We start from the raw sequence: 11,644 nt of genomic DNA, 5'->3' as shown, positions 1-11,644 counted from the left end.
TTGGATAGTTATCTTTTCTTCCATGTCACCGACCTGAAGGCCTTTCATTTAAGAGCGAGAAGCTACGAGGAATTGGGCAATATCCCCATGGCAAAAAAAGATTATGAGCGAATCATAGCCATGGATGATGAATATGCCCAAGCCTATGCTGGTCTGGGGAAATTAATATTTGAAGAAGGGAATTATGACTTAGCAGAGTCTTATTTACTTCGTGCAGCCTCCTTAGATCCCAAGGACTTTGACATTATCTATTTGTTGGGAAGGGCACAGCTGATGACAGAAAAGTATGCGTCTGCAGAAAATTTCTTTAAAATGGCAATTGAACTCAATCCTGAATTCCCCAAGGTCTATTTCTACGAGGGAATGGCTCGTGCGATGCGAGGAGATGTGTTAGGCTGCGCAGTTTCCTTCAATAAGTATGTTCAGTACGAACCAGACCAAATTGTAGGAAGATATAATAGAGGATTTGCGTTGATGAGAGCCGGATATATAGGATATGCACTCGAAGACTTTGAAGAAATATTGAGGACAAACCCCAATCATGTGGAAGCCCTGGCGAAAAAGGATACTGCTTGGCAAAAATGGGAAATCCTGAAGGCTGCCAACTTTTACAGGAAGCCGCCTTCAAGGGAAGTGAGTATGCGCAGAATCAACAAGAAGTTTGTGTTTAACCCAACCTTTGGATCAAGGCATTTTTATAGTTTGTAATGGCCGAAGGATTGGAATCCAAAAACAAATAGGGTTCAATCAATTCTAGCTCCATTAAATAAAATTCACCATTGATTTCTACTCCATCCACTCTTGCATAGAGACTATCTGATGCAAATTGATCTACCAGAGTCTTTGCTGCCTTTCTCATGTTGCTACCTGGTGTGATGGATTTTATTGCTCCTCCAAAATAATGCTGCACCCGAAAATCTCCTGAAGCTGGAGTTTTCAGTACGGCATGTGAAAACTCCCCATTAAAAAACAACAAAGAATACTCTCCTACCTCTGCCACTTCTTTGACATAGGGTTGAATCAAGAAATCCTCATCTTGGGTTAATTGTTGGATTTTTCCTTCAAACATATCCCATTGAGAACTAGGAATTTTCATGGTGTTTTTTGCCCCCCACTTACCATGGGTTTGACTACCCAATCTCCTGCCCCCAAAGATTTATGAATTTCATCAAATGAAATCTTCGTTCCTTTTTTCAAAGTAAATCCTGAAATAACAGGAAACCCTTTCTCCTTTATCTGTGCTAAATAACCTTTGTTGGAATTCCATAAAACCGTATCTAAATCATTTAACACATTGATATTCAGTTTTTTAATATGATTAACCCAATTCAAAAACTCAGGATAATAATCAAAATAATCCCAGGTGGATTTGATTAAAAGGGTCTCATATTTACTCCAATCTACTTGTTTATCTGACCAAGGAACGATCTCATGTTGCATTTTCAACTCAGTTAAAATAGAGGAAAGGATCTTATCCTCATCAACTGTATTGGAATCATAAGAACCAATGGAGACGTAACTAACAATAGCGATCATGGAATAGTAATATTTTTCACGAAAATACACTTAAACCAAAATTATTTAGTTCATTTCTTCTTAAATCAAGCCTAAACCTTACTTTTGAGCTTTATTACCCCAACGATGCACCGGAAACTAGTAATTATCCCAACCTATAATGAGATTGAAAATATCCAGGAAATGATCCATTCTATCATGGGTCTGGAAGGGGATTTTGAGTTATTGATTATTGATGATGGCTCGCCCGATGGTACAGCCAAAGTGGTCAAAATCAATCAAATCAATTACCCAAAAAGATTACATCTGATCGAGAGAAAGGGGAAATTAGGCTTAGGTACAGCTTATTTAAAAGGTTTCGAATGGGCTCTTTCGAATGACTTCGATTTTATTTTTGAGATGGATTGTGATTTTTCGCATAATCCCTATGATTTAATTCGCTTGTATCTAGCCTGCCAAAACAGAGAATTTGATATGGCCATAGGATCCAGGTATATTACCGGAGTGAATGTGGTCAATTGGCCTATAGGAAGAGTTTTGATGTCCTATTTTGCCAGTGTTTATGTTAAATTCATTACAGGTTTGCCGATCAAAGATGCCACTGCCGGTTTTAAATGTTACCACAGATCCGTATTGGAAGGCATGAATTTAAAAGAGGTGAAATTCATTGGATATGCCTTCCAAATTGAAATGAAATTTACCGCCTGGAAACTAGGCTTCAAACTCATTGAAGTGCCGATCATCTTCACGGATCGTACCAAAGGCACTTCCAAAATGAGCTCAGGAATCTTTAAAGAAGCTGTTTTTGGAGTAATTTGGATGAAGATTAAAAGTATTTTTTCTCCCTACCGCCTTAATCAAAGCGAATCGATTTGATCGGGTCAACCCTCGAAATAACCATCACTGGAATAAAGAGTACCACAGCGGTGAGCACCGTAATACCCAAATTGATCAATAAAAATAAAGGCCAATTCCATTCTATGGGCACATAGGACATGTAATAACTGGCAGGGTCAAGGGGAATTAATTTGAATTTATCCTGTAATACCCCAAAGCCTAAGCCTATTGCATTTCCAATAAATAATCCTCTCAAAAGGATGTTAATCCCATTCCAGAAAAAGATTCGTTGAATCTGCTTATTTGCCGCTCCAATTGCTTTCAACAAGCCTATCATCTGGGTTCGCTCCATGATCAAAATAAAAAGGATTGCACCCATATTGAATATTGCCACAAAGGCTATCAATCCTACAAAGACGTAGACATTGGTGTCCAGAAGGGTCAACCAATCAAAAATCTCTAAGAATTTATTTTTGCTTGCTATCAGCTTCAAATCAAAATCCATGATCTGTTCCAGCTCTGGAGTATACTGATCTATATTTTTTGAATCATCCACAAAAACCTCAAGTCCCCCACTTGATCTTTCTCCCAACCATTCAGGTTTCTGATGGTCTGCAATTCTCCAATAATTATCTTATCGTCAAAATTCTCTAAATAGGTTTCAAAAATACCCACAACCTCTACCCTTCTAAACCTTGGAGGATCCTGGACAAAATACAGCGTCACTTTATCTCCAACTTTGAGTAATAGCTTATTTGCAATTACTTTACTCAGAATCACCTCATTACTGGTCCCCTCTTCAGGAATACGCAGCATTCGTCCTTCTTTCAAATATTTCTTAAAGGAAAGCGTATCAAAATCCTGCCCCACTCCTTTTACCAGAATTCCCTCTACTTCATTTTCTCCTTTGATCAGCGCAGCTTTATGTGCAAAAGATTCAATTCTCTGAACGAAAGGTAACTGGCCGTATTCTTGTGCAAACTCACTATTCAGAGAAAAGGGGGCCTCCTCAAAGGCATTGCTCATTGTAAAACGTTGCACCTGGTAATGCCCCGTAAACCCATATACTTTATCTGAGACAGTTTGTTGAAAACCTCCCAGAACCATAAAGGAAAGCAAAGAAACAGCCAAGCCAATTGCTAAACTACCCACTGCTATTTTATGGATAGTTGCTGAGAATCCTCCAGCTCTTTTAAAGCTGATTCTTTTAGCAATGAAATAGGAAAGGTTCAATGGACTGCTTTAATTTGTTGTAATTGACCGCAAAATAGCATGAACCAAACGAATCTCTTATCCTTTAGTCATATTTTGAGCATAATGCTCATTTTTTTCTTGGCACCCTTCCAATTAAGTGCCCAGCCTTCTCCTATACTTCCAGGTGCTGAACGACCTGAATTGTATTTAGAGCTTTTGAAAGGAAAATCAGTGGGAATTGTAGCCAATCAAACGAGTATCTTGCCTCAAGAAGGGAATAAGCACGTAGTGGATTACTTGTTGGAACAAGGAGTATCCGTAAAGAAAGTATTTGTGCCTGAACATGGATTTCGTGGCGATGTGGATGCTGGTGCCAAAGTGAATAGTTCTGTGGATTCCAAAACAGGCTTACCCATCGTATCCTTGTATGGAAACAACAAAAAGCCCACCGCCCAGCAGATTTCCGACTTAGATCTCATTATTTTTGATTTACAGGATGTGGGAGTTCGGTTTTACACCTATATCAGCACCATGCATTATGTGATGGAAGCAGCTGCTGAAAACGGAAAACAGGTGGTCATTTTTGATCGCCCCAATCCTAATGGAGATTACATTGATGGACCTGTTCTCAAAAAAGGCTTTGAAAGCTTCGTGGGAATGCATCCTATCCCTGTGGTTCACGGTCTAACTGTTGGGGAATTAGCTCAAATGATCAATGGAGAAAAATGGCTGAAAGGTGGGTTGATATGTGATCTTGAAGTGATTCCGGTTGCAAACTGGAACCATCAAACACCTTACAAATTACCGGTCAAACCCTCACCCAATTTACCAAATGACCTCTCAATTCGACTCTATCCAAGTACCTGTTTTTTTGAAGGCTCGATTTTCTCCTTGGGAAGAGGAACAGAATTCCCTTTTCAGGTGTATGGATATCCAGATAAAAAGATAGGAACATTCAGTTTTACCCCGGTAAGCATCCCTGGTATGTCTACGAATCCTCCCTATAAAGATCAGGTATGTTATGGAGTAGATCTTAGAAATGAATCTATGTCTCATCAGTTTACCCTTCAGTACATCATCGATGCCTTAGCCAAATCCGGAAAAGGCGAATCCTTTTTCAAAGGGTATTTCAACACACTTGCTGGAACTGATGAATTGAAGAAACAATTACTTGCTGGGAAAAGTGAAGAAGAAATCAAAGAAAGCTGGCAAGAAGACTTGAATAGTTATAAAATAAAAAGATCCAACTATTTGATTTACGAAGATTAGATCGCCTGGAAATCTTATTAAAAATTGATTTGAAATAGAAAATAAAAGTTGAGTCCCTTTTTTGAAATGAATAAGAACCTAAGAATAATTTACATGGGTACCCCGGAATTTGCAGTTCCGGCATTAGAAAAACTAGTAGATAATGGATGGAATGTAGTGGCTGTGATCACTGCTCCTGACAAACCAAAAGGAAGGGGTCAAAAGCTTATTCCTTCTCCGGTAAAGGAGTCTGCTTTGAAATATAACATCCCAGTGCTTCAACCTACCAACTTAAAGGACCCTTCTTTTCAGGAGGAATTAAGAAGCTATCAAGCGGACCTTCAAATTGTAGTTGCTTTTAGAATGCTTCCCGAATCTGTCTGGGATATGCCTCCTATAGGTACATTTAATTTACATGCCTCCTTATTGCCTAATTATAGAGGTGCAGCTCCTATTAACTGGGCGATCATCAATGGAGAAAAAGAAACAGGGGTTACTACATTTTTCTTAAAGCATGAAATTGATACCGGTAGCATCATTTTCCAGGAGAAGGTTCCAATACTTGAGGAGGATGACCTCGGGTCGGTTTATGAGAAATTAATGAATATAGGATCCGAATTAGTGCTTAAAACAGTAGAGGCGATTTCTAAGGATGAGGTTACTCCTTTACCTCAAGATGAATCACTTGCCAAGCATCACGCACCTAAAATTTTCAAAGAAACCGGTAAGATCGACTGGAATCAACCTGCTATTACTATTCATAATTTGGTAAGAGGATTATCTCCCTACCCTGGGGCTTGGACCGAATTAGATGGAAAAAATTGCAAAATTTACAAAACACATGTGGAAGACAGCAATTCCCAAAATCAATCACCTGGAACCCTTCTTTCAGATGGCAAAACCTATTTGAAATTTCATACAGGGAATGGTGTACTGGAGGTTTTAGAGCTGCAATTAGAAGGAAAAAAGAATGAAAACGGAAGATTTCTTAAGAGGATATAAGCTCTCCTAAAATTAAAAGCTTAATTCTTTTCATATCCCTTTGATTTTTAGGAAATTGAATTAAAATATTATGAAGTACAATTTTTAAATGCTAAACCATGAAATATTTTATAAAATCTATTTTCTTCTGCATTCTACTTTTCTTGGTATCCACTTCAAGTCAAGGACAATTCATCAATAAAATTAAAAAAGCTGCCAGCAGAGGGGCTGAAAAAGCAATTGAGAAAAAGTCGAAGAGGAGGCCAACAAAATGGTCCAAAAACAGCTAGAGAAGCAATTTGAAGGCATTTTTGGCGAGGACGGCGAATCTAGTAGCCCTGTTTCCATCGACATGAATGAAATCATGAAAGGATTGGGGGAAGAAGTCTCAACCGCAGAACGATATGATTTCTTTGGGCATGTGGTCATGGAAATGAAAGCCACCGATAAGAAAGGAAAAGAACAGGACCCCACCCTACTGAAGTCCTATCTGGCTAAGACCTCTGATTACACTGGAATGGAAATAACTGACCCCAAAAATGAAAAGTCGGTCATGACCATGGTGTATGATATCCCTAACCAAGCATCCATATTGCTCATGGATAATGATGGATCCAAAAACAGTTTTGCTTATAAAATTGATATCAATGAAGTGGTCAATGAATCCATGGAGGACATGGAAGACCCAATGGAAGATTCGGAGTTGGTGATAGAAAAGACTGGCAACACCAAAGACATACTTGGGTACCAGTGCGATGAATACCATGTAAAAAGTAAAGATGGAGAGGGCACCTATTGGGTAACTGAAGAACCAATTGGAGGCTATACTTCCTTTTGGGGTACCAACAGTCCTTTTGCCTCAGGAAAAGACCAGAGTAAATATGCTGAATACTTCAATGATTTTCCACAGGGAAATTTTATGGAAATGACATTTATTTCTGAAGATGACGGCACGAAAGTGGAATTAAAAGTAATCGAGATAAATGACTCAGAATCAAAATCATTCCTGATGAGTGATTACCCAAATGTGATGACCCAAGCATCTCAAAATTAAGTTTGGCCTTATTTTTTGTTTTTTCTCATGCCAAAGCCTAGTATCTTCAAGGAATTGATGAATTGATCTATGAGGATACTATTAATAGCTGCTGTTGCTAAAAATGGAGTAATCGGCAAAGAAAACGACTTAGTCTGGAGGATACCCACAGATTTCAAGCGATTTAAAGCACTCACCTCAGAAAATTATATTCTGATGGGAAGAAAAACCTTTGAATCTTTAGGAAAACCACTTCCGAATAGGACCCATTTGGTAATTACCAGAAACCCTCATTATACCGTTCCAGAAGGGCATCATGTGTTTAAAAATGTGGAAGATACCTTTACCTATTGTAACAAAATCGGAGTGAGTAAATTATATATCATAGGTGGTGGAGAAATCTATAAACAAACCATTTCATTAGCTGATGAGTTGGTCATTACTGAGGTAGATGCAAGTCCCGAAGGAGACACTTATTTTCCAAGAATCGACCCTGAAATATGGAAAATTGTCAGCAAGGAAGACCACCCTGCAGATGAAAAGAATGAATATCCTTTTTCATTTATTGATTACGAAAGAATAAAACCACTGATATGACAAAGCCTGTCATTTGGATTACAGGAGCATCTGCAGGAATAGGAGCTGCCACTGCCAAAAAATTTTCAAAAGAAGGGTATTCCGTCATTCTTTCCTCTAGAAAAGAAGAGGATTTAAAAAAGTAAAACGTGAATGTGACTACCCTGAAGATTGTGCCATTTTACCGTTGGACCTTGCAGATCCTGATAGCATGGGATCAAAAGTAGAAAAAGCGATTCAATGTTTCGGGGCTATAGATATCCTATTCCATAATGGAGGGATCAGTCAAAGATCCCTTGCCATGGAAACCAAGCTTGAGGTAGATCGTCAAATCATGGAAGTAAACTTTTTGGGACCATCGCATTGACCAAAGCAATCTTACCTTATTTCAAAAGTCAAAAATCAGGGCATTTTGCGATCACAAGCTCTTTGGTAGGAATCATTGGATCTCCCTATAGATCATCTTATTCTGCTTCCAAACATGCCCTTCATGGCTATTTTGATTCTTTACGGGCAGAACACCATGATGATCATATCACCGTTACTATCATTTGCCCAGGATTCATAAAAACAAATGTCTCAGTTAACGCGATAACTGCAGATGGAAAACCGTTGAACCAAATGGATGATGCCCAAGCCAATGGGATGAGCGCTGAAGCATGTGCCTCAAAAATATTTAAGGGAATCAAAAAAGAAAAGAAGAGCTATATATTGGAGGCAAAGAGGTCATGGCCATCTACCTCAAAAGATTTGTTCCAGGAATATTTTCAAAAATACTTCTAAAAGCCAAAGTCAGATAAACCCAGCAAACCACCTCGAATGAAGACTGTAAAAGCAGAAATTATAGCAATTGGAGATGAATTGCTATATGGTCAAATAGTTGATACGAATAGCCACTGGATTAGTCAGGAGTTAGATTTAATCGGTGTGAGAGTAGTCAGGCGAACCACTGTAGGTGATAATAGAGATGATATTTTAGAAGCATTTTCTAAGGCCGAACAGCGAGCAGATATTGTATTGATCACAGGAGGACTTGGCCCTACTCAGGATGATCTTACGAAGCCATTGATGGCTGAATATTTCAATTGCCCCATTGTAGAGTTTCCTGAAGCCGTAACAGCAGTTACTAGCTTCTTCCAACGAAGAGGCAGAGAAATTACCCCTTTGAATATTTTACAAGGACACCTCCCCTCTTGTTGTACCTACGTGCCTAATGAAGTAGGAACAGCACCGGGAATGTGGTTTGAAGAAAACCATACTTACTGGATGTCAATGCCTGGGGTTCCACATGAGATGAAAAAACTGATGACGGATTTCGTCATTCCTAAGCTCGCAGATCTCTTCGAACTTCCAGTAATTGTGCACCAAGTGATTAAAACCGTGGGAATAGGTGAAAGCTGGTTGGCGGACTTGATCAGGGATTGGGAAAATGCCTTGCCATCCCATATCAGATTAGCCTATTTGCCTTCTTTGGGTCATGTCAAACTAAGGCTGACTGGATTCGGTGATGATCAAATTCAACTTAAGAATGAAATCCAACATCAAATTGACCTGGTTTATCCACAAATCAAAGACTATATCTATGGTTACAATGATGAAACCTTAGAATCGGCAATTGGTAAGCTTTTGAAGAAAAGCAATAAAACCCTAGCTTTGGCTGAGAGCTGTACTGGTGGATATATTTCGCATTTAGTGACAAGTATTTCAGGAAGTAGTGCCTATTTTCAAGGTGCACTGGTCCCCTATCACAATCAGTTCAAGCATGAGATATTAGGAGTAAGTAATACCACTCTTGAAGAATTTGGTGCTGTAAGTGAGCAAACAGTTATTGAGATGTCCAAAGGAATTAAAAAGTTATTCCAATCTGACTTTGGCCTAGCTAGTAGTGGAATTGCCGGGCCAAATGGAGGAACTGAGGCAAAGCCTGTAGGAACCATATGGATTGCTTGCGCAGGAGATGGATTTGTAGAAACCAAAAAATTACAACTTACACAAGACAGGTTACTTAATGTCCAATTGACTGCTGTAGCTGTACTGAATTTACTGAGAGTTTGTTTTTCTAAGAAATAGCAAATAAAATTTTAATCAAAAGACTTGGGTTGATTGACAATAAAATTTAATTTTAAAAGTCGAATATATACCCAATTTAATTATTTTGAAGATTATGGCAAGTGTAGAAATGCTAATGCCCAAAATGGGCGAAAGTATCATAGAGGGAACCATCCTGAATTGGCTTAAAAAAGAAGGCGAAAAAATAGAACAGGATGAATCTGTTTTAGAGGTAGCCACTGATAAAGTAGATACCGAGGTCCCTTCTACGCATGCAGGAGTATTGAAAAAAATCTTGGTTAAAGAAGGAGATGTCGTAGCAGTAGGGGCTCCAATTGCTGTGATTGATACTGAAGGAGAAGTAGAAAACGTTGCTAAAGAAAAAAACCTAAGGAAGTCACCTCTAAAGAAGAATTACTTGCAGCAGCACCTGAGAATACCGCTTCTTTAATTTCTCCTGCGGCTGCCACTAATTCTCAGGAGGGAATATCGGATGATCGATTCTATTCCCCTCTTGTTCAGAGCATCGCAAAAGAGGAAGGAATTTCCAAAGAGGAATTAGCTACAGTCCCTGGCACAGGAAAAGATGGTCGTGTCACTAAAAATGACATGCTCCACTACCTTGAGAAAAGAAGTGATAACGGAAAAGCTTCCACGCAAGAAGTACCTTCTATTTCCCAACCGAAAGCCCAAGTAAGTATTTCTGCCTCCGATGAAATCATCGAAATGGACCGAATGAGGAAGATGATCGCTCAAAGAATGGTCGATTCCAAAAGAATTTCTGCCCATGTAACTTCATTTGTAGAAGCGGACATGACCAACATAGTCCTTTGGCGTGAAAAATAAAATGGCTTACAAAGCCAAATTTGGAGAGTCTATCACTTACACACCATTCTTTATTGAGGCTATATCCAAAGCGATTAGGGATTTCCCAATGATTAATATTTCTATTGAAGGTGATAAAATAATCAAGAAGAAAGACATCAATATCGGGATGGCAGTAGCATTACCAAGTGGTAATTTAATTGTACCGGTAATTAAGAAGGCAGACCAATTAAACTTGGTCGGAATCTCCAAACAGGTTAATGACTTGGCGAATAGAGCCCGTAACAACAAATTGAATGCAGATGACTTAAGTGGAGGAACCTATACGGTATCAAATGTGGGCTCTTTTGGAAATGTAATGGGAACTCCTATCATTATGCAACCTCAAGTAGCAATCATGGCAGTGGGAGCCATCGTCAAAAAACCTGCAGTAGTAGAAACCCCAACCGGTGATGTAATTGCAATACGACACAAAATGTTTTTATCCCACTCCTATGATCATCGTGTAGTTGATGGTTCTTTAGGAGGAATGTTTGTCAAACGAGTAGCTGACTATTTAGCAGACTTTGATCTTAACACATCATTATAAAACTAAGAAAACCAGGTAATGAACCTGGTTTTTTTATGCCTTAAGATTAGCCTTTTTAGTATAAAATAGTTCCAATTTTTTTGCCAAAGCCATTAGACGAATCGGTTTGGTCAAGTAATCATCCATTCCACTTTCTAAAGCTTTCTTTTGATCTTCATCAAAGACATTTGCAGATAACCCTATAATAAAAAGATTTTCTTTATCAGGAGTCTCTCTGATCCTCTTGGTAGCTTCTAGACCATTCATTACAGGCATTTGAACATCCATCAGGACTAGATCAAATTCATGATTCATGACCATATCTAAGGCATCTAAACCGTTTCTTGCAATTTCAAATGGGTAGCCCAACTGATCCAACATCAATTTCATCAATTGAAGATTTAAGTCATTATCCTCCGCCAGTAAGATTCTTAATGGATACTCTTCCCCCATTCCGAACCAGTTTTCTCTTTCATCAGTTGATAGTTTGATTTCCTCTGTGAATTCAGCATCTACTTTATTAAGTAAAACGGAGAAAGAGAAAGTGGAGCCCTCACCTACTTTGCTGGTAATGTTGAGTTCTCCTCCCATCAATTCAATGATTTTCTTTGCGATTGCCAATCCCAATCCTGTACCTTGAAAACTTCTGGTGCTTGAGCTTTCTACCTGAAAAAAAGGATCAGTCAACGAAGGAATTAATTCTTCCGGAATACCTATTCCGCTGTCCTTCACTTCAGTTTTCAAATAATAAAGATCTCCCTCAATTTGCTCAACATCCATGGACACAGATACTATTCCTCCCACAGGTGTAAACTTAA

12 protein-coding genes and 3 pseudogenes are annotated in these 11,644 nt (G+C 38.7%); 10 read left to right on the top strand and 5 right to left on the bottom strand.

Annotated elements, in window-relative coordinates:
* Positions 1–708 carry a tetratricopeptide repeat protein gene (locus V8V91_RS27495; RefSeq protein WP_373398161.1) on the top strand — a complete coding sequence of 236 codons (708 nt, stop codon included), beginning with the start codon at positions 1–3 and terminating at the stop codon, positions 706–708.
* Here V8V91_RS27495 and V8V91_RS27490 read toward each other — a convergent pair.
* Both V8V91_RS27490 and V8V91_RS27485 read right to left on the bottom strand, forming a co-directional pair.
* Entirely contained in the window at positions 668–1,096 is a 429-nt protein-coding gene (locus V8V91_RS27490) for a hypothetical protein (protein ID WP_373398160.1), read from the bottom strand. The two genes, V8V91_RS27495 and V8V91_RS27490, sit on opposite strands and share 41 nt — an antisense overlap.
* The gene (locus tag V8V91_RS27485) at positions 1,093–1,536 is read right to left on the bottom strand and encodes a hypothetical protein (RefSeq protein WP_373398159.1); all 444 of its coding nucleotides are present in this window, start codon (positions 1,534–1,536) and stop codon (positions 1,093–1,095) included. The genes V8V91_RS27490 and V8V91_RS27485 overlap by 4 nt, the downstream gene beginning before the upstream one ends.
* 105 nt (positions 1,537–1,641) lie before the next feature.
* Here V8V91_RS27485 and V8V91_RS27480 point away from each other — a divergent pair, with 105 nt between their 5' ends.
* Complete coding sequence (locus tag V8V91_RS27480; RefSeq protein ID WP_373400827.1) at positions 1,642–2,391, top strand: polyprenol monophosphomannose synthase; 750 nt, start codon at positions 1,642–1,644, stop codon at positions 2,389–2,391.
* Here the strand turns inward: V8V91_RS27480 and V8V91_RS27475 are convergent.
* Together V8V91_RS27475 and V8V91_RS27470 are read right to left on the bottom strand one after the other, a co-directional pair.
* Positions 2,369–2,908 carry an ABC transporter permease gene (locus tag V8V91_RS27475; protein WP_373398158.1) on the bottom strand — a complete coding sequence of 180 codons (540 nt, stop codon included), beginning with the start codon at positions 2,906–2,908 and terminating at the stop codon, positions 2,369–2,371. The genes V8V91_RS27480 and V8V91_RS27475 overlap by 23 nt on opposite strands.
* Entirely contained in the window at positions 2,887–3,585 is a 699-nt protein-coding gene (locus V8V91_RS27470; RefSeq protein ID WP_373398157.1) for an ABC transporter permease, read from the bottom strand. Before V8V91_RS27470 ends, V8V91_RS27475 begins: the two co-directional genes overlap by 22 nt.
* An 84-nt stretch (positions 3,586–3,669) precedes the next feature.
* On the opposite strand from V8V91_RS27470, the gene V8V91_RS27465 reads away from it, so the two are divergent.
* From V8V91_RS27465 to V8V91_RS27430, 8 genes and pseudogenes are all read left to right on the top strand, one after another.
* Positions 3,670–4,815: an exo-beta-N-acetylmuramidase NamZ domain-containing protein gene (locus V8V91_RS27465; protein WP_373398156.1), complete on the top strand. Its 1,146-nt coding sequence runs from the start codon at positions 3,670–3,672 to the stop codon at positions 4,813–4,815.
* 66 nt (positions 4,816–4,881) lie between these two features.
* A pseudogene (gene fmt, locus V8V91_RS27460) lies at positions 4,882–5,806 on the top strand (methionyl-tRNA formyltransferase).
* A 240-nt stretch (positions 5,807–6,046) separates the two neighbouring features.
* A complete protein-coding gene (locus tag V8V91_RS27455; protein ID WP_373398155.1) occupies positions 6,047–6,829 on the top strand; it encodes a DUF4412 domain-containing protein in 783 nt (260 codons plus the stop codon).
* 69 nt (positions 6,830–6,898) lie between these two features.
* Positions 6,899–7,405, top strand: coding sequence for a dihydrofolate reductase (locus tag V8V91_RS27450; protein ID WP_373398154.1), 507 nt, complete (start codon positions 6,899–6,901; stop codon positions 7,403–7,405).
* The gene (locus V8V91_RS27445; RefSeq protein WP_373398153.1) at positions 7,402–7,530 is read left to right on the top strand and encodes an SDR family NAD(P)-dependent oxidoreductase; all 129 of its coding nucleotides are present in this window, start codon (positions 7,402–7,404) and stop codon (positions 7,528–7,530) included. The genes V8V91_RS27450 and V8V91_RS27445 overlap by 4 nt, the downstream gene beginning before the upstream one ends.
* 65 nt (positions 7,531–7,595) lie before the next feature.
* Positions 7,596–8,167: pseudogene (locus V8V91_RS27440) on the top strand (SDR family NAD(P)-dependent oxidoreductase).
* Between the two features lie 36 nt (positions 8,168–8,203).
* Positions 8,204–9,454, top strand: coding sequence for a competence/damage-inducible protein A (locus V8V91_RS27435; protein WP_373398152.1), 1,251 nt, complete (start codon positions 8,204–8,206; stop codon positions 9,452–9,454).
* Positions 9,455–9,548: 94 nt separating this feature from the next.
* A pseudogene (locus V8V91_RS27430) lies at positions 9,549–10,847 on the top strand (dihydrolipoamide acetyltransferase family protein).
* A 33-nt stretch (positions 10,848–10,880) separates the two neighbouring features.
* Here the strand turns inward: V8V91_RS27430 and V8V91_RS27425 are convergent.
* Complete coding sequence (locus V8V91_RS27425) at positions 10,881–11,630, bottom strand: response regulator (protein WP_373398151.1); 750 nt, start codon at positions 11,628–11,630, stop codon at positions 10,881–10,883.
* Between the last annotated feature and the right edge of the window lie 14 nt (positions 11,631–11,644).

The sequence above is a fragment of the Algoriphagus halophilus genome (assembly GCF_041729275.1).
GTDB lineage: Bacteria > Bacteroidota > Bacteroidia > Cytophagales > Cyclobacteriaceae > Algoriphagus > Algoriphagus halophilus_A.
The sequence above is the reverse complement of the archived record's forward strand: the minus strand, read 5'-3'. Positions and strand labels throughout refer to the sequence as shown.

Excerpts from the sequence above, each read along its gene's own strand:
- V8V91_RS27485 (WP_373398159.1), bottom strand. The coding sequence starts at position 1,536 with ATGATCGCTATTGTTAGTTACGTCTCCATTGGTTCTTATGATTCCAAT.
- V8V91_RS27490 (WP_373398160.1), bottom strand. The coding sequence starts at position 1,096 with ATGAAAATTCCTAGTTCTCAATGGGATATGTTTGAAGGAAAAATCCAA.
- V8V91_RS27455 (WP_373398155.1), top strand. The coding sequence starts at position 6,047 with ATGGTCCAAAAACAGCTAGAGAAGCAATTTGAAGGCATTTTTGGCGAG.
- V8V91_RS27450 (WP_373398154.1), top strand. The coding sequence starts at position 6,899 with ATGAGGATACTATTAATAGCTGCTGTTGCTAAAAATGGAGTAATCGGC.
- V8V91_RS27465 (WP_373398156.1), top strand. The coding sequence starts at position 3,670 with ATGCTCATTTTTTTCTTGGCACCCTTCCAATTAAGTGCCCAGCCTTCT.
- V8V91_RS27480 (WP_373400827.1), top strand. The coding sequence starts at position 1,642 with ATGCACCGGAAACTAGTAATTATCCCAACCTATAATGAGATTGAAAAT.
- V8V91_RS27445 (WP_373398153.1), top strand. The coding sequence starts at position 7,402 with ATGACAAAGCCTGTCATTTGGATTACAGGAGCATCTGCAGGAATAGGA.
- V8V91_RS27435 (WP_373398152.1), top strand. The coding sequence starts at position 8,204 with ATGAAGACTGTAAAAGCAGAAATTATAGCAATTGGAGATGAATTGCTA.